The sequence below is a fragment of the Anaerococcus hydrogenalis genome, from assembly GCF_002871895.1.
In the GTDB taxonomy this organism is placed as follows: domain Bacteria; phylum Bacillota; class Clostridia; order Tissierellales; family Peptoniphilaceae; genus Anaerococcus; species Anaerococcus hydrogenalis.
The window spans coordinates 1-21,911 of sequence record NZ_PNHP01000007.1; the positions used below are offsets into that span (position 1 = coordinate 1).

A 21,911-nucleotide genomic window follows, 5' to 3' on the forward strand; every position below is an offset into this window, starting at 1 on the left:
TGGAGCTACTACTTCTGGTGTTGCTTCGTCAGCTTTCTTAACTGTCTTATCTGGTGTTAATTTGCCGAGTTCTTTGCCATCTTTGTCTGTTACAGTTACTGTTCCGTCATTGCCTACTGTTACTTTTGAACCTTCTGGTAAGTCTGGGTTTGCTTTTTTAACTGCGTCTTCTACTTTACCTTTTTCTTCATCGGTTAAGTTTGATGGGTCAGCTACTTCTGTTACTGTTGGATTGTTTAATTTTACATCTTGTGCTGCAGCCACTTTTACTTTAGCATTTACATTATCTGTTGAACCATCTGTATAAGTTACTACTACTGGAATATCTACTTCTTGTCCTGATTTATCTGCCGCTGGTGTATATGTGATTTCTCCTGTATCTGGATTAATTGTTGCACCTGCTGGAGCACCTTCGCCTAGTGCAAATTTTGCACCTTCTGGTTTTGTTGTTTCTTTACCATCTTTATCTGTAAAGTTTGGAGCTGTTATTGTTGTTTGTTTTCCAGCTTCTGCATCAGCTTCTGTGTAGGCAGGTTGTACTTTTTCTGCAGTTTTTTCTGTTTCTGCATCTTTCCAAACAGCATAAACAGTCTTATTATCTTCTACATTTTGTAGTATTCCATCTTCTGGTGCTGTTGCATCTTTTGTGCTTGCCCAACCTAAAAATTCTTTTCCTTCTTGTGTTGGAGCTTTTGGTTCAGTTACAGTTTTATCTTCGTTAGTTTTTTGTGCTTTACTTGCAGTATCATCATCAAATTTACCACCATTTGCATCAAATGTTACTAATTTTTCTTCTGACCAGATTGCATAAACTACTTGGTGAGTAGTTATTGGAGTTGTTTCTGTGAATTTTTGATCAGCTGATAATTTATTGAAAGCTTCTGCAGTTGTTATTGTTTTTCCAAGTGCAGTTTTTCCTGCTTCTGTTACCCAACCTAGGAATGTTTTTCCTTCTGCTGTTGGATTTTCAGCAAATTTATCTCCTGTGCCTTCAGCTACATTTGCACCTGTAAATCCGTTTGCTGTATATCCTGTATCTTCAAGATATTTCACGTTATCTGGAGCAATTCTTACTGATTTTGTGCTAGCATCAGCAAACTTTCCATCTGTTGTATCGAATAAGACTCTTGTTCTTACTCTTGATTCAACTAATTCAGTTGGTAGGGATGATCCGTCTGATGCGTTGAAATAGAGCTTCATGTCTTTTTTAAGAACTAGCTTATTATTTCCTTCAGCACTAACATCTCTAGCTGATGTTCCAGCTTTTGAAATTTCTCCTAGTTTATTAAGATCGATATCATATCTATAAACCCTATATTCTTTTTCTCCATCAGCTCCTTTTAATGTAAGTTTAGAACTGTTATCTGTTTTTATTTCACCTTTATCTGTGTATTCATCAGCTAGGGCGTGAGTTTTTCCTAAAAGTGCTATATCATTTAAAAGTTCTGTACGCATTCTGATTGATCCGCCGTCATATTTTGTATAACCTTGAATTTTATCAGTATTTTTCATAAATGCTGTATTATCAGATGGTAAAACCTTAGGGTCTTTGTAGAAATCATCAGTTCCTTCTGCATAGTCATTTGTAAAGATAACTTGGTATGGTTTATATAATGATTTATTTACTGATAGGATTGATGAAGTATCAGAATGGTCAACCCAGGTCATATTAGTATAATTTTCACCTTTTTCTAATGCCCCATATCTGAAAGATGATGTTTGATCTTCTATTTTTTGACCATTTTCATCATATGACTCAACTATGATGTCAGCACCTGGTTTCAATTTTTTAGTGTTTAAATAGAAATTTCCACCTGTATCAAGAGTTGCTGTATTAGGTATTCCTGTTAGAATTCTATCTTTATCTGAATAACTCCAAAATCCTTTAGGTGTAAATTCCATAGAGCTTTCTGTTCCATCAGCTAGAGTATATTTTAATACGAAGTGACCTTTTTTACCTTCTTTGAACATGTGCAATGTAATATTTCTATCGTTGTTTAAAGTTAAGGTCGCTGCACCTTTATTACGTTTGGTTGCATTATTAATCTCTAAGAAGTTGACTGGGTCTTTGTGCTCTTTTGTATAAGGCATATATATCTTTAACTTATCACCAGGTTTAATTGTAGCCCCTTCTCTAAGTTTAAATTGAAATACACCCTTTGAAAACTCTTCTATTTTTTCGATGGCAACTTTACCAGTTACATGATATGTGTAATATCCTTGGCCTTTTCTGATTATTGCTTGATCACCATCACCAATCTTAATCATAATTTGTCCACCAGTAGGGACACTTGTGGTATCTACTAGGTAAGAATCACCCTCTTGAGCAACAAATCCATTTTCATAAGTTTTTTCATAGACAGCCCATCCATCTTTGTTTGGATTTACCCAACCTGATATCATTGAATAATCAAGTTTTCTTGTTTTTGACGAATCAAATGTGTCTTCAAACTTGGTTTTATCTACAATATAATCGATAGATGTGAAGTAGAATCCACTAAGCATTGTATATTGGTCGTGTTTTTCAACTTCAACTTTGTTTACACCATCTTTTTGGAATGCATTTGGACCTATTACGAAATAAGCAAGCTTTCCATCAGCAGAATAATTCAAATCTTTTTTCTTAATTCCAAAATTGTGAGTATATTTAGACAATTTTCTATCATTAGTCAAAACATTTACATAGGCAATGTTTCCAGCATCATCTTCTTTTAGGTATTGTACAAGATTGGCATCGAAGGCTTGAGTAAAGGCTATAGGCTCTCCACCTACAGTAGGACTAGCGGCATTTCCTTTTCTTTGACCATAGTATTGGGTTCTTATAATACCAATTTGCTTGGAGTCACTGTATTGTTTTGGGTTTGCAATAAACTCAGACATGAATGACTCTTGATTTGTAGCATTTTCACTATCTTTTTGGAAACCACCTTTTAAGAATAGGGAATTAACCTTGTCATCTAATGATACTGATGTAGTCTTGGTGTAAGAAGAATAGTCCATGCTTGATTTACCTGGAGCGTAGGCATATATTCTTTTCCCTTTATTATCAGTAAGCCTCATTTGGACAGTATAATTTTTTCCGGCCAAATCTTTTAAGGTTACACCTTCATTAAGGACTAGGTTTATTGGCAGGTTTTTCCTCGCATTAGTAAGGTCTCCTCTTGAACGACCTAGGTCAAACATCCACTCTTTTCTATCATTAAATGGAGTTAAAATTGTTCTGTCAGATTTTTCGTTTCCTAATGTGTCTACACCTACTACATAGGATGAGTCGTGATCAATAAATTGATCAAGTTCACCAAAGTTAAATAAGGCCCTGTACCATACTCCTGTAGCTACTGCACCTTTTTCTTTATATAGTAGTCTAATAACTGTTCTGCCATTAGCATCAACAAAGGTTCCGTCATAGTCAACATCGTTCATTTCGACAGGATCAGATGTTGATACTCTTACTAGCCTTTGATTTTCACCAACAGCCCAACGGCTCTTGTCTTGTGGTTTTTTATCCCAGTTTTCCTTAGCTTTCTCTTCTACAAATTCCTCAGAAACTGCTGCATCATCTGCTGCTCTATTTTGAGCTTTAGCTTTTTTACTTTCTTCAGCTTCCCTTTTTTCATTAGCTTCTTTAGTTTTTATAACATCAGCTATATGAGCGTCAACATCAAAGTCTTTATTTTCTTTTACATATGCTTTGATATTTTCTTCTACTACACTTATTTCTGCATCTGTGAAGTTAGCTGCTTTTAGTCTTTGAATTTGAGCATCTGTTAATTTGAATTCTTCTTTAACTTCTGCTACTTCTTCAGCTTTTGTGTTTGCAACTGTTTCTTTTTCTGTAGTTTCTGCCGCTTGAGCTTTTTCTTCGCTTTCAACAGGTTTTACTTCTTCTGCTGGTGCTTCAGCTGGTTTTGTTTCGTCTACAGCAGGGCGTTCTTGAATGTTTTCTTCAGAAACTGTTTTTGGAGTTTCTGTTCCCTCTGCTGCTTTTGAAGAGCCTGGTGCGATTATTAGTGAAAACCCTAACATACATGATACTAAACCAATTGATAATTTTCTTGTACCATATTTTGGAGTTTTCTCCTCGCTTAATGCTCTTTTCTTTTCGATGACTTCTGCCATCTTCTTCGAATTTTTCATAACTTTCCTTTCATCATATACTCTAATAAAATATTGTTATAAATTTAGTAACATACAACAAGATAGTGCTTACATAAAAATTCTGTATTTTTTATTTTCATAAAAATATAGAAATAATTTATTGCGCACTTATAAATTTTAAATTAAATTTAAAATTTTTACATTAATATTATATCATATATATCTTAAAAATCTATAGGTTTATAGGAAATAGTGTGGCATTAATATTCACAAAATATTCATTACTATAAGATTTTTTTTATCTTTATTTGTAAATAAAATTAATTTTTTTAAAAAACGACTATCTTTGCTATAGTTTTGTATTATTTTTGTATAATTTTACATTTTTCCTAAAAAAGTATTTTCATACTTTTTTTATTTTTTACAAAAAAATTACATATTTCAACAAAAAAAGACCAGTTTTTTTGGTCTTAGAGCCTTGATAAAGATAGTTTAATAATTTAAAAATAAAATTACTATAAAACCCATATCGACTAAACATAAGGAAGTGGAGTGGATGGAGAGATTTCTTTTTTATTTTAGCCAAAGGTTAGGTTTTATTTTTATATCAATTTAATACAGAGATCTCTCGACAAGCTCGAGATGGGTGATAGTTTATTTGATTTATTACTGAAGGACTAATTTTTCTGATATTTGAGTTTGATTAATTTTTGTCTAATCATTTTAATAACAAAACTTTAGCCAGTAAATGAATACCATCTTACTCATCTCGACTAAATGTAACGAAGTGGAGTGCATGGAAAGATCTCATGTATTTGGTAAATTTATAGATAAAGTTAATGAAAGAGATCTCTCGGCTGGGCTCGAGATAGGTTTTGCTTTGTTTACTTTACTTTTAGGCTAAGTTTTTATTTTTTTGGCTATATTTTAATTAAGCTCAGACTTTATCTATAATCTGTGCCCTTTTTATGGTCTTTTTTTCTATATATTTTATATTAATAGGTTTATATATTATAGTAATAAATTTTATAGGATTTTTTTAAGAAATTGTCCTGTGTAGGATTTTTTGCATTTTGCTATTTTCTCTGGAATCCCTGTTACTAAAAGTTCTCCGCCACCATCTCCTCCTTCTGGGCCTAGGTCTATTATATGGTCTGCGACTTTTATTACGTCAAGGTTGTGTTCTATTACTACAACTGTGTTGTTTTGGTCGACTAGTCTGTTTAAAACTTCTATTAGTTTGTGAACGTCTGCCATGTGTAGGCCTGTTGTTGGTTCGTCCAAAATGTATAGGGTTTGGCCTGTGGATCTTTTTGCAAGTTCGCTTGCAAGTTTTACTCTTTGGGCTTCTCCTCCGGAAAGTTCTGTTGATGGTTGGCCGATTTTTATATAGCCAAGTCCTACATCATAAAGGGTTTGTAATTTTCTTACTATGGATGGGTGGTTTTCAAAAAATTTGAGGGCTTCTTCTACTGTCATGTCCAAAACTTCTGAGATGTTTTTTCCCTTGTATTTTACTTCCAGGGTTTCTCTGTTATATCTTTGTCCGTGGCAAACTTCGCAAGGAACGTAGACATCTGGCAAGAACATCATGTCAACTTTTATTGTTCCATCCCCTTTGCAAGCCTCACACCTTCCTCCTTTTACATTGAAGGAAAATCTTCCCTTATCAAAGCCTTTCATTTTTGCTTCTGTTGTCATAGCAAAAACGTCTCTGATATTGTCAAATAATTTGGTGTAGGTTGCAGGATTTGACCTTGGTGTTCTTCCTATCGGGGATTGGTCTATAGAAATTATTTTATCAATTTGTTCTACTCCTTCGATTGAGTCGTGTTTTCCTGGGTGGGTTTTGGATTTGTTTAATTTTTTTGTGATTGATTTATATAAAATTTCATTTACTAAGGAAGATTTTCCTGAACCTGATACTCCCGTTACAGCTGTAAAGGTTGAGAGAGGAAATTTTACATCTATTCCTTTTAAATTATTTTGTCTGGCGTTTTTTACTTCTATATATTTGTCCCATTTTCTTCTTTCTTTTGGTACTGGAATTTTTTCTTTTCCTGAAAGATAGGCACCTGTGATTGATTTTTTACAATTTTTTATATCGGAAAGTGACCCTTTTGCAACAATTTCTCCTCCATGAACTCCTGCTTTTGGTCCAATGTCTACAAGAAAATCTGCAGCTTTCATGGTATCTTCGTCATGTTCTACTATTATTAGGGTATTTCCAATATCGGTTAAATTTCTTAAGGATTTTATTAATTTATCATTATCTCTTTGGTGAAGTCCTATTGATGGCTCATCTAGTACATAGCAAACTCCAACAAGTCCAGATCCGATTTGGGTTGCAAGTCTTATCCTTTGGCTTTCTCCTCCTGAAAGGGTTGAGGCTGACCTTGAAAGGGAAAGATAGCCAAGTCCTACATCTTGTAAAAATTTCACTCTTGCTTTTATTTCTTTTATTATTAATTCTGCAATTTTTTCTTTCATTGGTGAAAGTTTTAAATTATCAAAAAATTCTATGGTTTTGTCTACTGACATATTTGCAATTTCTGAAATTGATTTGCCGTCAACTTTTATGGCAAGAATTTCATCTTTTAATCTGTGACCATGACAAGTTTTACATTCTTCCTCGCTCATAAAGCCTCTCATCCTTTTCTTTTGAGCATCAGAATTTGTTCTTTCATACCTGTCTGATAAATTTTTGATTGCTCCTTCAAAATGACCAGTGTATTTTTTTCTTCCAGAAAAATGACTGTCAAAGGTGAAGGAAACTTCTTTTTTTGTTCCGTACAAAATTTCATCAATCATTTTTTTTGGAGCATTTTTTATAGGCTCATCAAGAGAAAATTTGTGGTTTTTGGCAATGGCCTTAATCATTTCATTATAATAGGTTCCTTTTCCACTTGTGGCATATGGGTCGATGGCTCCCTCATTTATGGAAAGATTTTTGTCGGGAATTACAAGGTCTGGATCAATTTGCAAATGAAATCCAAGCCCGTTACATTCAGGACACATGCCTTGGGGAGCGTTAAAGGAGAACATATTTGGTGTAATTTCTGGAAGGGAAACGTGGCCGTCAGGACAGGCAAGTTTGGATGATAATATAAAGTCCTCTCCATCTATTACATTTATTTGAACAAGTCCATCTGTAAGCTCGAGGGCAGTTTCTAAGGAATCTGCTAGCCTTGAATTTATTCCTTCTTTTATGACAATCCTGTCGACAATTATTGATATGTCGTGTTTTTTTGTCTTTGAAAGTTCAATTTCTTCTTCTATATCGTATCTTTCACCGTCAATCATCACTCTGACGTAGCCCATTTTTTGAATATTTTGTAGTTTCTTTTTGTGTTGACCCTTTTGAGCCCTTACTACTGGGGAAAGTATTTGGATTCTTGTTTTATTTTCAAGTTTTAAAATCCTATCAACCATTTGGTCAATTGATTGGGCCTCGATTTTTTTGCCACAAACGGGACAGTAGGCATCTCCAATTCTTGCAAACAAAAGCCTATAATAATCGTAAATTTCTGTTACTGTTGCAACAGTTGATCTTGGGTTTCTATTGGTTGTTTTTTGGTCGATTGAAATTGATGGGGAAAGTCCTTCTATTGCATCTACATCCGCCTTGTCCAAATTTCCCAAAAATTGTCTGGCATAGGATGATAAACTTTCTACATACCTTCTTTGACCTTCGGCATAAATTGTGTCAAAGGCCAAGGTGGACTTTCCTGATCCGGAAAGTCCAGTAAATACAATCATTTTATCTCGAGGAAGGGTCAGATCAACATTTTTTAAATTATTGGTCCTCGCCCCCTTTATTACTATTTTATTTTCACTCATTTATACCTCCGCAATTGTCTCTGCATTTTTTATTATTATATTAATTTATAGTTAGGATGAAATTTTAAAAAAAGTAAATTAAATGATAAGTTTAATTCTTGAGATCTCTCGACTTCGCTCGAGATGGGTAGGGCTTAGTTTTTCTCTGTGCTTGAGATGCGTTTTAGCTTAATTTTTCCTTTACATGAGATAATTTGTAGCCTATTCTCACTATAAATATATTACTTTATTCTACTTTTTTTAATCTATTTAACTTTTTATACCCCAGCAAATTCTCTTTTCATTTTTGCTATTTGATCTCTCAGTGAGGCTGCTTTTTCAAAGTCTAGTTCTTCTGCAGCAGCATACATTTCTGTTTCTAAGTTTATAAGGATATTGTCAATTTCTTTTGGTGAGAATTCTTCTTTTTCTTCGCCTATATTTTCTGCTTTTTCTGTTACTTGGATAATTTCTGAAATATTTTTCTTGATTGTGGTTGGAGTTATGCCGTGTTTTTTGTTAAATTCTGTTTGGATTTTTCTTCTTCTTTCGGTCTCGTCTATTGCTTTTTTCATTGACCTTGTAATTTTATCAGCATACATTATTACATGACCTTCTGAGTTTCTAGCTGCCCTTCCTATGGTTTGGATAAGGGAAGTTTCACTTCTTAAAAATCCTTCCTTGTCTGCATCCAAAATTGCAATCAAGGAAACTTCTGGCAAGTCGAGTCCCTCACGAAGAAGGTTGATTCCTACCAAAACATCAAATTTTCCAAGTCTTAAATCTCTAATTATTTCACTTCGCTCTATTGTTTTTATATCTGAATGGAGATATTTTACCTTGATTCCATTTTCTGATAAGTAATCGGTCAAGTCTTCTGCCATTCTTTTGGTAAGGGTTGTGACGAGGACCCTTTCTTTTTTCTCAATTGTTTGGTGAATATTTTCTATAAGATCATCAATTTGATTTTCTACTGGTTTCACATCTATTAATGGATCTAATAAACCTGTAGGTCTTATGATTTGTTCTACAACTTCTCCACCAGTTTTTTCCATCTCATATGGGCCTGGAGTTGCTGAAACATACACTGTTTGGTTTATTAATTTTTCAAATTCTTTAAATTTTAAAGGCCTATTGTCAAGGGCTGATGGAAGTCTAAATCCATAGTCAACTAGGTTTTGCTTTCTTGACCTATCCCCCTCATACATTCCTCCTACTTGAGGAATTGAAACGTGGGATTCGTCAACAAAAAGAACAAAGTCATCTGGAAAATAATCTATCAAGGTTGCAGGTCTTGAGCCAGGCTCTCTTTGGGACATGTGCCTTGAATAATTTTCTATTCCTGAACAAAATCCAATTTCTTCTAACATTTCTATATCGTAATTTGTTCTTTGCTCAAGTCTTTGGGCCTCTACTAATTTATTTTCACTTTCTAGCTCAGCCAATCTTTCTTTTAATTCTTCCTTTATTGTTACAATAGCAGCTTCTGCTTTTTCGGCAGTTGTTGCATAGTGGCTGGCAGGATAAATGTAGCCGTGGGAGATGTGACTTATAACTTTTCCTGTTAAGGAATCAAATTCAGAAATCCTATCAATTTCATCTCCAAAAAATTCTATCCTTATGGCCTTCTCGTCATTTCCTGCTGGGAAAATATCTAGGACATCTCCTCTTTTTCTAAATGTTCCACGAGAAAAATCAAAATCATTTCTTACAAATTGCCTTTCAATTAATTCTTTCATAACTTCTTCAGGAGAAATTTCTTGGCCTGGTCTTAATGATAAAACTAATTTTTTGTATTCTTCTGGATCTCCCAAGCCGTAAATACAAGAAACGCTGGCCACAATTATTACATCTCGCCTTTCAAAAAGACTCATTGTTGCTGAGTGTCTTAGTTTATCTATTTCATCATTTATTGATGAATCTTTTGCAATATAGGTATCAGTTGCAGCAACATAGGCTTCTGGTTGGTAATAATCGTAGTAGGAAACAAAATATTCAACAGCATTGTCTGGGAAAAATTCTTTAAATTCTGTAAATAATTGGTAGGCAAGTGTTTTGTTGTGGGCAAGGACAAGGGTTGGCCTTTGAACTTCTTGAATTATATTTGCCATGGTAAAAGTTTTACCAGAACCTGTAACTCCTTGAAGGATTTGGTGGTGTTTTCCTTCTTTTATTCCGTCAGCAAGTTTTTTTATTGCCTGAGGTTGGTCTCCTTTTGGAGTGTAGTCTGATTTTATAACAAATTTATTTTCTTTCATTTTACACTTCCTTTATGTAAGTAATTTTTTAATAATTTATATCTGTTTTCGTCTTTTCCAATATACACTTTCACTTTTTAAATTCAACTTATTTACTCGGGATTCAAAGCCTTAAATCTTGCCACAAATCCCCCTTTCTGCTATAATTTTTTGTGAATATAATTTTGGGAGGGAGTATGGAAAAATCATTTGAAAATGTTTCTAATAATGATTTATTTGATTTGGCAGATTTGTTTAAGGTTTTTTCTGATTCGACTAGAATTAGGATTTTATTTTCCTTGTTTGATCATGAAAAAAATGTAAATACAATTTCAAAAGAATTAAATTTAAGTCAATCTGCAATAAGTCATCAGCTTAGGTATTTGAAAGATTCAAATTTAGTTAAGAGTAAAAGAGACGGCCAGGCAATGATTTATGCTCTTTCTGATAGGCATGTAAAATTTATTATTAAACTTGGTTTGGAACATTTGTATGAGGATAGGTAGGTTTTTATAACTTTAAAAATCTAATGAGAGGATATATTATGGAAATATTTAAAGATATGAAAAAGGATAGGAAAAGAGAACTTTTTAGGCTCGCTTATTTTGCTATATTAATTGGCCTTATGACCTATATTAGAAAAGTTTTTGGCAATAAGTCTTATGTTGTGACTGGCTTTCTTTTTATCTATCTTTTTTTGGGAATGGATGTTTTTTTGGAGGCTATTGAGTCTTTTTCTAAAAGAAATATGATGGATGAAAATTTTCTTTTGACTATAGCAAGTTTTGCAGCCTTTTTTATGGGAAATTTTACAGAGTCTTGTGTGATTATGCTCTTGTTTTCTTTGGGAGAAGTTTTTGAAAATCTTGCTAATGATAGGACAGATAAAAATATTAAGTCCTTTATTGATATTGTTCCAAAAAAACTTGATAGACAAAATCCTGATGGGTCTTTTTCTAAGGTAAGTATAAATGAAATCAATGTTGGCGATATAATCCTTGCTAAGGATGGTGATAGGATTGGACTTGATGGGATAGTTGTTGATGGAGAGGGACTTTTGGATACTTCTTCTTTGACAGGTGAGTCCATGCCAGTTGATGTTAGAGAAAATAGCAAGGTTTTGTCTTCTTCTATTTTAAAAACTGGAATTATAAAATACAGGGTCCAAAAAGTTTTTGATCAGTCTATTGCCTATAAAATTATTAGCTTGATTAAAAATTCTCCTAAGGAAAAATCTGACAGTGAAAAACTTATCAGAAGATTTGCCAAGGTATATACACCTTTTGTTGTTGCCATAGCAGTTTTTCTAGCTGTAGTTCCTCCAATTTTATTTGGAAATTTCACCTCTTATTTAAAAATGGCAGGAAGTTTTTTGATTCTTTCTTGTCCATGTGCCCTAGTGATTGGCCTTCCTTTAACCTATGTTTCAGGTCTTGGTCTTTGTAGCAAAAATAAAATCCTTGTTAAGGGGGCTAGATATTTTGAAAAATTGATAGATGCTGATTATTTTTATACCGACAAGACAGGGACTCTCACTTATGGGGATTTTGATGTAAAAGATATTATTTATTATTCTGAGTATAATAAAAATCTAATTTTGGATTACTTATATAATTTGGAGAAATTATCCAACCATCCAATTGCAAAGGCCATAGTTAAAGATTTAAGAAGAAGGGACAATCCTTCATATTTTATAGCCAGCGAAAGTATAAATGGTCTTGGTATTTGGGCAAAAACATATGAAAATGAAGAAATAAAAATAGGATCAAAAGATTTTGTAAATATTAATGATGACTCAAAAGACAAGGCAATTTATATGACTATAAATGATATTTTAGTTTGTAAAGTTCTTTTGGAAGATAGGATTAAGGATGATGCCAAGGAAACTATAGATTATTTAAGAAGTAAATTTTCTGATATTGCAGTTTTATCTGGCGATAGCGAAATGGCAGTAAAAGATTTGGCAGAGGAACTTTCTATTTCTTATGCAGGCGGGCTTTTGCCAAATGAAAAATTAGATCTTGTAAAAAATGAGCAAAAAAATGGCCACAAAATTGTTTTTGTGGGTGATGGGATTAATGATGGGCCTGTTTTAAAGTATGCTGATGTTGGAATTAGCATGGGCCAAGGAGCATCTGACCTTGCTATTGATGCATCTGATATAATTATTTCCGATAAATCTTATAGTAAATTAAAAGATTTGATGGAAATTGCAAGAATTGTAGATAAGACTGCCAAGAAAAATCTTGTTTTTATTATGCTTACAAAAATAATTATTTTGATTTTAACCCTACTTGGCTATGGCCCAATGTGGCTTGCCATTGTTGGAGATGTAGGCGTTTTGATTCTTTCAATTTTTATTTCAACAAGTATTTTAAATAAAAAAATATAGGAGAATCCTCCTATATTTTTTTTATACATTTCTACTTATAGTAAAGTCATTATTGTTTTCAATTTCTTCATAATTGTTTTCTATATCTCCTGTTAAATCTAAATAATTATCAGCAATCCTTGCCAAAACTATAGGAGATATTACTAAAAAGTATACAGCAAATACTAACATTGCTATAAAAGTAAGGCCCATTATAGCTTCAAATGAATCTGCGTGCATTATAGTTGCTGCAGAAATTCCAATCATAACTATAATTGGTAGGGCAAAATATTTTAAATATGTTAGAATTGTTTTTGCTAATAATTTTTTACCAACTGAAAATACACTTTTGAAGGCCTCTCCTACTGATTGGTCTTTGTTTCTTGGATCTGCAACAATGTGGTTTGCATAGGTTGTAAAAAGTGCAAGTAAAGTTGAAAGAAGAGCTCCCACAATTCCCATTGACATAAAACTTGTTGGATTATCCTTTATTGCTAAAAAGGCTGCCCCTCCACCAAAAACTGCTGTGATTAAAATTGTAATACCAATTAGTATCAAATTAACTAGAATTGCTTTTTTATCTAGTCTGTGGATTTGGTTAAAATAATCTCCAACATTGCCTTTTCTATTATTAATTAAGCCAGAGGCTATCAAAAATGATCCAATCCATGTAATAATTGAGGTTATTAGGTTGTAAATAATACTATCACTGGCTTTTTCTCCAAATGCGAAAAATAATCCAAGTGAGATAATTCCCAAAATTATTTCAAGTAAAATAATTGAACCATAACTAAATTCTCTTTTCATAAAATTCCTTTCTATTTTTATAAATTTTCACCTTCTATAGATATTTATACCCAAATATTTTCCTATAAATAATTAATTATGGGTATAGAAAAAAAGAGGTGATATTATGGAATATAAAATTGATGAAAAAGAAAATCAAATCCAAGTTTTTGATGGTGATAGAAAAATTGGCTTTATAAGTTTGGTAAATAAGGGATATTTGATAGATGCTCCCCACACAGAAGTTGATAAGGAATATGGAGGTCAAGGAATAGCAGGAAAATTGGTGGATAAATTAGTAGAATATGCTAGAGAAAATAATAAAAAAATAATTCCAACCTGCCCTTATATAAGAAATAAATTTGAAAAAGATGATAAATATAAGGATGTTTATTTTAAGTAAGTAAAAATCTCTCGATTATATCGAGAGATTATTTTTTTATTCTCCTATAAAATATTCCTATAAAAATCAAATAAATTATTACAAATCCTATAAAGCCTTTTGAAAGTGAACTTGTCTTTAGGATCTTATCTATATTTTTCATAAATATTGGAGCCATAAATACTCCTATATTACAGCCTACAAAAATTAGATTTGTTGCAATTCTTGAGCTATGCCCCTTAACAAATCTTGGAACTTCTGCAAAAATATAGGGCATACACATGGATTGACCAAAGGTTAAAAGTAAGATACAAAATAAAAATCCTATTAGGTTTTTTTCAAAATTAATTATCAATAAATTTGCCAAAAGATAAAAGCTAAGACCAAAAAATATGGTCTTATTTTTTAATTTAAGATTTATTGGTGTAAATAAAAAGGCTGAAACCATCCCAACTATTGGAACAAAATTTAAATAAAAACTTGTATTTACATCCATTCCTCGGCTTAGACTTGCCACAAAGGGAAATCTCATCGTCATAGAAGTTGCATTTAATAAAACTACCATGGCAAAAATTATAAATAAAAATACATTAGGGTTAAAATTAATTTTTGCCCTTTCTCTTTTTATCTTTACATCGCTAACATTTATTTTAAAAAATATCATTATTAAAAAAGCTGATGTATAAAGTAAAAATGTATAGATATAATTAATTTTTACAAGAATTCCTGCAAGGGTAAAAAGGATTATTTGCCCTGTAAATTCTGCTGCATTTCTAAGTCCATGAAGTTTGGTCCTTTCTTTATTGTCATGGTAAAGTAAATTTATATAGTTTGCCGAATGACCATTAAACATTCCAAGACCTGCTCCAAGGATAATTCTTGACATAATTATTGCAGGATAAGTTTTAAAAATTACAGGAAAAATCCCACTAAGTCCAACAAGAAAAAGTCCTAATAGAACAGTTTTTTTAAGGCCTAGCCAAAGGGCAATGTATTCTGCCAAAAATATAAAAATCATTACAGTAAAACTTGAAAGAGTTATTATAAATTCAGCCTGATTTCTTGTAAGATTAAAGGCTTGTTGGATATAGACTAGGCTTCCTGAAATTATACTGTTGCTAGTTAAAATTAAAGAAATTGATAAAATGGATAATTTTTCTTTTATAGAGTTTTCTTTCATTGTCTTTCCATATATTTTTCAAATAATCTTTCAGAAAAATCTACCAAGTCATGAGAAAAATCATTTCTCAAATATTTTTGGTCTAAATCCCCAAGTCTTACCCTATCGAGGGCATCTGCATCCTTAAAAAGTTTTGACAAGTACCTTGCCCTATCCATATCTTTTACAAAAAATTCTTCTATGGTTTTATCCATATCTTTGTCAGGTCTTGAGTGAGTTGCAAGAACTGCTTGAAGAATATTTTTATCATTTTCATCTATTTTTGCATAATCAATGGAATAAAGGGCAGCCCTATACCCGTGTTCGGTATCATAAGAATCATCCACTCTTTTTGTATCATGAAGAGATGCTGCATATCTTAAAATATCTGTATCATTTTTATTTAATTTATAATAAAAGGACAAAAGAAGAGAAATCAAAATCACCCTTTCGATATGGCCTTGGCCATGAATACGACTTTTATAAAGAATATCCGTATTTAAATTTTGGTATGTGTCAAGCAAAGTTTCATAATAAGATGAATTTTTAAAATCTTTAAAAAATTTATAATCATCAAGCCACTTATCTTCATTTAAAATTTCTAAAATAAGCATAAAAAACTCCTTTTTATTTTCTTAATTATAATTATATCAAAAAGGGTAAGTATTTTATAGAATTTTATAAGTAGGTGATTAAGTATGTTTATGAAAAGAGAAGATATAGAAGTAAAAATTGAAGAGTGTATAGATAAGGCAAAAAGATACAAGGGAGTTGGAGAAGTTGCCTCCTACATTCCAGAGCTAAAAAATGTAGACGAGGATTCCTTTGCCCTATCCATTGTGACAACTAGTGGAGATGTTTATAATTTTGGAGAAAGTGAAAAAATATTTTCAGTTCAATCAATTTCAAAAGTTTTTACCCTAATGATGGCCCTAAAGGATAATACTATTGAAGAAGTTTTTTCAAAAGTTGGAACAGAGCCAACTAGGTATGAGTTTAATTCTTTAATTCCAATAGATCAAAGAGCTGCAAATCCATTTATAAATGCAGGAGCAATCACAACAACTTCAATGATTTTTGGGGAAAATAAGGAAGAAAAATTTAATAGGGTTATGGAGCTTATAAGGCAAATGAGCCAAAATTCTGAATTTACTTTTATGAAAGACATTTATGAGTCAGAAATTTCTACAACAGATAGAAACAGGGCCATTGCCTATTATTTAAAAAGTAAAAATATATTTGACCAAAACGCTGATGAAGTTTTGGATTTATATGTAAGAATTTGCTCAATAGGTGCAAATGTAGAATCCCTTGCAAAATTTGGGGCAATCCTTGCAAATGAAGGATTTGATATTTACTCCTCAAATTTAATTGTCCCACAAAATATAGTCCAAATGACAATAGCCCAAATGGCATCATGTGGGATGTATGAAACAAGTGGTGAGTATTTGATGAAAGTAGGAATCCCATCAAAATCCGGAGTAGGCGGAGGAATTTTGGGAATTGTCCCAAACAAATGTGGAATTTGTGTCTATTCACCAAGACTAGACAAGTCAGGAAACTCAGTTGTTGGAAAAAATTTATTAAAAATATTATCAGCAGACTTAGGGCTTAATATATTTCTGTAGAAATTAATAAAAGACTTTTTAAATTATATATTAAAAAATTTTTTATAATATACTAAATTACAATTTGTTCTTAATACTTCGTAATGTTAGGGGGAGAAAATGGGGGAGTTTCGATTCTCCCCCTTTTTTCTCGCCCCTAACGACCCCCACTTTTTTGCCCCCCTACAAACGACCATTGCATGGAGCTTTTCTTGTAAGAAGCTTCGCTTCTTTCAATTTTTAAAAGTTTGACTGCTATTTAAAAATAACTATAAATTCAAGTGAATTATTAGAGAAAAAATTGTTTGAACGTTAGTGAGTTTATTTTTTCTCTTTTAATGAACTTTGAATTTATTTATTTTGGGTATTTATCTTTGTTAAATTTGGATAAGCAATTTAAAAATCGAAAGAAACTTTAGTTTCTTTCTAAATTTGCTCCCTGCAAGGGCCGGTTAAGGGGTTATAAAGATGGGGGTTCTTAGGGGGAAGGAAAAAGGGGACAATCGGAAGTCCCCTGTTCCTTCCGCCCTAAGGATACGAAGGATTAATTTAATATATTAATTTATTCTAAAATTAAAAACTAAAAATTTAATTTTAAAAATTAAGTTAACATGTAAATCGAAACTCCCCCATTTCCTCCGCCCTAACATTACGAAGAATTGATTTTATATAGAAGTTCATCTTTATGAATAAAGAAAAAGAAGCTTTTTCAAGCTTCTAATTTTTTTAAAAAATTTATAAAGATTTCAACATATCAACATACCTAGGCATAGAGTAGTTTTCTCTTGATATTTCGTTTTCTAGTTTGTCTGCTATTTCTCTTATTTGATCTGTTATTTTCCTTGTTTTTTCTTGGATGAATATTGCTTTTTCTTCTTGACTTTTTATTTCATCTAAGTCTTTTAAAATTTCTTTGATTTTATCCCCATATGCTAATAGTATTTCTACATTTTTATTTATTCTTTCTGCTTTTTCTTTTAATTTTTCATTGTCTAAGAATGAAAGGTAGGATTTTATTTCTTTTATTTCTTTCATTGCTGAAGGAAGAATTTCTTGATAGATCATATTGGATAAAACTTCTAGTTCTTGCTGGCAAAACTTTGTTATCTCTTCAAATTCTACATTTATTATTGAATCTATTTCTTTTTGGCTAAATATTTTTTCGTCTTTGTATAGGTCATATGATGAATTTTTCTTGGCAAAAACTAGGGCATCAAGGAAGGTTTTGTGGTTATCAAGGCCTCTTTTTTCTGCTTCTTTTATCCATTCTTTAGAATAACCATCACCTTGGAAAAGTATTCTTGAATTTTCTTTGTAAGTTTCTTTTACAATTTTATATACTTCATCTTTTAAATCATTATCATTTTTACCTTCAAGTCTTTGGTAAAATTCTTTTAAGACTCTTGCCATTGAAAGATTTATTACTGTATTTAAATCTGCTGCTGATTTTGAAGATCCTAACATCCTAAATTCAAATTTATTTCCTGTAAAGGCAATTGGTGAAGTCCTATTTCTATCTGATGAATCTGTTACTATTTCACCAAGGTGAGGGATTTTTACCTTATTATTTATATCTTTAATTTCTTCATCGTTGGCTATAGATTTTAGGATATTTTCCAAATCCTTACCAATAAATACAGAAATTATTGATGGTGGAGCTTCATTTCCACCAAGTCTGTAGTCATTTGAAACTGAAGATGAGGAAAGTCTTATTAGATTTTGATATTTGTTGCAAACTTTTATCATAGCTGATAAAAATAGCAAAAATAGGTAGTTGTTTTTCGGGTCTTTTCCTGGTGAAAAACAGTTTTTTCCATAGTTTGTTGCAAGTGAATAATTGTTGTGTTTCCCACTTCCTGCCATATTCTTGAAAGGTTTTTCCTTTAATAGGCAATATAAATTATGTTTAATGGCAGTTTTTTCCAAAATATGCATCAACAATTGGTTGTTATCAACTGAAATGTTTGCATTTTCAAACATTATTGCTATTTCAAATTGATTTGGCCCAACTTCATTATGCTCAGCCTCCATATAAATTCCCAAATCATATAGTTGTTCATTTACATCTTCAAAAAAATCATTGACCCTTTGAGGAATTGCCCCAAGGTAGTGGGAAATAATTTCTTTTTCAACCATTGGATCACGACCGACAAGGCTCATTCCACAATATTCAAGGTCAATTCTCTTATCAAAAAATTCCTTATCAATCAAATAAAATTCTTGTTCAAGGCCAACCTTAGATTTTACCCTGTAAGTTTTCTCATCTTTCAAAAATAAGTTACAAATTGGACTTGCGTACTTGCTTACCCTATTCATTGACTCAATTAAGGGTAATTTTTTGTCGAGTTTTTCCCCATAAAAAGAAACAAAAACTGATGGAATATATAAGACCTTATCCTCTATAAAAGAATTTGCTGTCAAATCCCAATATGTATAGCCGCGAGCTTCAAAAGTTGATCTCATTCCTCCTGATGGAAATGAAGATGCATCTGGCTCTCCCTTTATTAATTCTTTTCCAGAAAATCTATTTATTGGATTGTGCTTATCATCCCTATTTAAAAAAGCTGTTTTTTTATTGGCAGTTTTTCCATTTAGGGGTTGAAACCAGTGAGTATAAGAAGTTGCTCCTTTTGATAGAGCCCAAGATTTCATAGCATGAGCAATAGAATCTGCTGTTTCTCTATCAAGAATATCATTATTTCTTGCAGCTTCTTTCCATTTTAAATAAACAGGAAAGGGTACATTTTCCTTCATTGTTTTTTTGTCAAAAGCTAAGTTTCCAAATTCTTTTAAATTCATCCTTCTACCTTTCTTAAACTTTAAAAAATTGTTCAGTTTATTATATCACAATTTAATTAAATTTTTAATAAATGATTTTATATAAAATATTTATATAAATATCTTACAAGTTAAATTTAAATAATTGACACCTTATCAATATAATGATAAATTAATAATAGTTGAAATTTAAATAATTTAAGGATGGGATAATGAGAAAAAACAAAAAAATTATTATATTATTATCGGGAATCTTAGCATTTCAATTTTTTGCTCCAAAAACTACAGCACATGCTAAGGGTCTTATAATAAATTATGACATTACAGAAGGGGTAAATATCAGAGAAAGTGGATCCAGTTCTAATAATTCTAAAATAATAGGAGGGATTGATTATCCTGATGTTTATGAAATAAAAGAAGAAGATAATGATTGGTATAAGATAGACTTTAAAGATAAGGAAGGTTATGTAGGAAAGAGTTGGTTTTATGTTTTAGATGATGTAAAAACCCTAGATAAGGGAAAAATTTACGAAAAAGCTGACGAGAAATCAAAAGAAGTTTCTGATTTTAAAAAAGATGAAAAATTAATTTTAGTAAACTTTGCCGATAAGGATTTTATTAAGGTAAAAAAAGGAGATAAAACAGGATTTATAAAAATTGACAAATCTGATCTTTCCAAAAAAGATTCAAAAAACTTGGATAAGATAAAGGATAAGTACAAAAAAATATATGATTCTATAAAAAGATATATGGATTATCTTGATAGAAACAATCTAAGCTTATATCCTGTTGATGAAAAAAATAAAGAAGTTCAAGGTGAAATAAATAGAATTTATCAAGAAAATGACAGTAATAATCAAGCTTATGATGATTCTGGTGATGAAGTTGAATATGTTTATTATACAGTTGATGGCGATGATATAGGATCTAAGGCCTATAATTTTGCAACAAATTTTATCGGCAATCCTTATGTTTGGGGTGGAACAAGTCTTACAAATGGAGTTGACTGTTCTGGTTTTACCCAACAAGTTTATGGAAAATTTGGAATTGGTCTTCCTCATTTCGCCCAAAGCCAAGCAGATTATGGAAAAACTGTAAATCTTGGAGAGGAAAAAGCAGGAGACTTGGTATTTTTTGGAACAAGCATGTCAAATATTACCCACGTTGCCATAGCTGACGGTCAAGGTGGAATAGTCCATGCTGCAAACCCAAGAGATGGAATAATAACATCAGGAATTGGAAATCCAATAATTATAAAAAGATTAATAGAAGATTAATAAAAATTAAAAACGTCCCTGGGGCGTTTTTTTGTTGTCTGATAAAAAAAATAGTGCTATAATAAATTAAAATATTAAAATTTATGCAAATTAATTTGTAATTATAAGGAGTTAAAAATGACAGACACATTAAATCCGTTACAAGCAGCACAACTACAAATCAAAAAAGCTTGTGAAAAACTAAAGCTAGAACCAGCTGTTTATGAAATTTTAAAAGATCCACAAAGATTTATAGAAATTTCCATTCCAATAAAAATGGATGATGGGTCTTTGAAAGTATTTAAAGGATACAGATCAGCTCACAACCATGCCCTAGGTCCTTCAAAAGGTGGAGTAAGATTTCATCAAAATGTAAATGCTGAAGAAGTTAAGGCTCTTTCAACTTGGATGAGTTTAAAAGCAGGACTTTTGGCTATTCCTTATGGTGGAGGAAAAGGTGGAATTACAGTTGATCCAAAAAAACTATCTGAAAGAGAGCTTGAAAGTTTATCTCGTGGATATATAAGAGGTCTTTATAAATATTTAGGAGAAAGAATTGATATTCCTGCACCAGATGTAAATACAAATGGGAATATAATGTCATATTTTACAGATGAATATATAAAATTAAATGGTGATAAAGAAGACCTTGGAACTTTCACTGGAAAACCATTAATTCTTGGAGGAAGCCTTGGAAGAAGTGAAGCTACAGGTTTCGGGGTAGTAATTACAACAAAATATGTAGCAAAAAAAATGGGACTTGATTTAAAAAATGCTCAAATTGGTCTTCAAGGATTTGGAAATGTTGGTAGCTACACATTAAAATATTTGATAGAAGAAGGAGCAAAGGTTAAATACCTTTCTATAAGAGATGAAAGCGAAGAATGTGGACGTTCTGCTCTTTATTCAGAAGATGGATTTGATTATGAATCTTTGCAAAAATATAGGGAAGAAAATAAAACTCTTGCAGGATATCCTGATGCTGAAAAAATATCTGATGAAACATTCTGGAGTACAAAATTTGATATATTAATTCCAGCAGCTCTTGAAAATATTATTACTGAAGAAATCGCTAAAAATTTAGATGTAAAATTAATAGCAGAAGGTGCTAATGGACCTACAACCCCAGAGGCTGACAAGATTCTTAAAGAAAAAAATGTAGAAGTTATAGCCGATATCTTGGCAAATTCTGGTGGTGTTTTAGTTTCATACTATGAATGGATTCAAAATCAATATGGAAATTATTGGTCAAAAGATGAGGTTCAAGAAAAACAAGTTAAGGATATGAAAAAAGCCCTCGATGGAATTTATCAAATAAAAGAAGAATACAAGACTGACTTAAGAGAAGCCTCATATATGTTTGCAATAAAAAGAATCGCTCAAGCAATGAAACTTAGAGGATGGTATTAAAAAAATCG

The 21,911-nt window shown here is 31.7% G+C and carries 13 protein-coding genes; 6 read left to right on the plus strand and 7 right to left on the minus strand.

Annotated elements, in window-relative coordinates; all coding sequences use genetic code 11:
- The 3 genes from CJ192_RS08310 to uvrB form a co-directional block, all read right to left on the minus strand.
- On the minus strand, positions 1-4,137 hold a 4,137-nt coding region (locus tag CJ192_RS08310; RefSeq protein ID WP_180960900.1), incomplete at its 3' end, for a YPDG domain-containing protein.
- Between the two features lie 987 nt (positions 4,138-5,124).
- Positions 5,125-7,938 carry an excinuclease ABC subunit UvrA gene (gene uvrA / locus CJ192_RS08315; RefSeq protein WP_102198450.1) on the minus strand — a complete coding sequence of 938 codons (2,814 nt, stop codon included), beginning with the start codon at positions 7,936-7,938 and terminating at the stop codon, positions 5,125-5,127.
- 257 nt (positions 7,939-8,195) lie between these two features.
- Positions 8,196-10,175 (minus strand): excinuclease ABC subunit UvrB, encoded by a 1,980-nt coding sequence (uvrB, locus tag CJ192_RS08320; protein ID WP_102198451.1) that lies wholly within the window; start codon positions 10,173-10,175, stop codon positions 8,196-8,198.
- A 176-nt stretch (positions 10,176-10,351) separates the two neighbouring features.
- Here uvrB and CJ192_RS08325 point away from each other — a divergent pair, with 176 nt between their 5' ends.
- Positions 10,352-10,660: an ArsR/SmtB family transcription factor gene (locus CJ192_RS08325; RefSeq protein WP_102198452.1), complete on the plus strand. Its 309-nt coding sequence runs from the start codon at positions 10,352-10,354 to the stop codon at positions 10,658-10,660.
- 38 nt (positions 10,661-10,698) lie between these two features.
- Positions 10,699-12,546 (plus strand): heavy metal translocating P-type ATPase, encoded by a 1,848-nt coding sequence (locus CJ192_RS08330; RefSeq protein ID WP_102198453.1) that lies wholly within the window; start codon positions 10,699-10,701, stop codon positions 12,544-12,546.
- Positions 12,547-12,567: 21 nt separating this feature from the next.
- Here CJ192_RS08330 and CJ192_RS08335 read toward each other — a convergent pair whose 3' ends face one another.
- Complete coding sequence (locus CJ192_RS08335) at positions 12,568-13,332, minus strand: hypothetical protein (RefSeq protein ID WP_004817220.1); 765 nt, start codon at positions 13,330-13,332, stop codon at positions 12,568-12,570.
- Between the two features lie 106 nt (positions 13,333-13,438).
- Between CJ192_RS08335 and CJ192_RS08340 the strand changes: the two genes are divergently transcribed.
- On the plus strand, positions 13,439-13,714 hold the full coding sequence (locus CJ192_RS08340) for a GNAT family N-acetyltransferase (protein WP_004817219.1): 276 nt from the start codon (positions 13,439-13,441) through the stop codon (positions 13,712-13,714).
- Positions 13,715-13,742: 28 nt separating this feature from the next.
- Here the strand turns inward: CJ192_RS08340 and CJ192_RS08345 are convergent, their stop codons facing one another.
- Together CJ192_RS08345 and CJ192_RS08350 are read right to left on the minus strand one after the other, a co-directional pair.
- Complete coding sequence (locus tag CJ192_RS08345; protein WP_004817222.1) at positions 13,743-14,873, minus strand: MFS transporter; 1,131 nt, start codon at positions 14,871-14,873, stop codon at positions 13,743-13,745.
- Positions 14,870-15,466 carry an HD domain-containing protein gene (locus CJ192_RS08350; protein WP_004817214.1) on the minus strand — a complete coding sequence of 199 codons (597 nt, stop codon included), beginning with the start codon at positions 15,464-15,466 and terminating at the stop codon, positions 14,870-14,872. Before CJ192_RS08350 ends, CJ192_RS08345 begins: the two co-directional genes overlap by 4 nt.
- An 84-nt stretch (positions 15,467-15,550) precedes the next feature.
- Here CJ192_RS08350 and glsA point away from each other — a divergent pair, with 84 nt between their 5' ends.
- Positions 15,551-16,480 (plus strand): glutaminase A, encoded by a 930-nt coding sequence (gene glsA / locus CJ192_RS08355; protein ID WP_102198454.1) that lies wholly within the window; start codon positions 15,551-15,553, stop codon positions 16,478-16,480.
- 714 nt (positions 16,481-17,194) lie between these two features.
- On the opposite strand, the gene CJ192_RS08360 is transcribed toward glsA, so the two are convergent.
- The gene (locus CJ192_RS08360) at positions 17,195-19,258 is read right to left on the minus strand and encodes a glutamine synthetase III domain-containing protein (protein ID WP_102198455.1); all 2,064 of its coding nucleotides are present in this window, start codon (positions 19,256-19,258) and stop codon (positions 17,195-17,197) included.
- A gap of 191 nt (positions 19,259-19,449) precedes the next feature.
- Here CJ192_RS08360 and CJ192_RS08365 point away from each other — a divergent pair, with 191 nt between their 5' ends.
- Together CJ192_RS08365 and CJ192_RS08370 are read left to right on the plus strand one after the other, a co-directional pair.
- A complete protein-coding gene (locus CJ192_RS08365; RefSeq protein ID WP_102198456.1) occupies positions 19,450-20,514 on the plus strand; it encodes a C40 family peptidase in 1,065 nt (354 codons plus the stop codon).
- Between the two features lie 117 nt (positions 20,515-20,631).
- Positions 20,632-21,903: a Glu/Leu/Phe/Val family dehydrogenase gene (locus tag CJ192_RS08370; protein ID WP_102198457.1), complete on the plus strand. Its 1,272-nt coding sequence runs from the start codon at positions 20,632-20,634 to the stop codon at positions 21,901-21,903.
- The last annotated feature ends 8 nt before the right edge of the window (positions 21,904-21,911 follow it).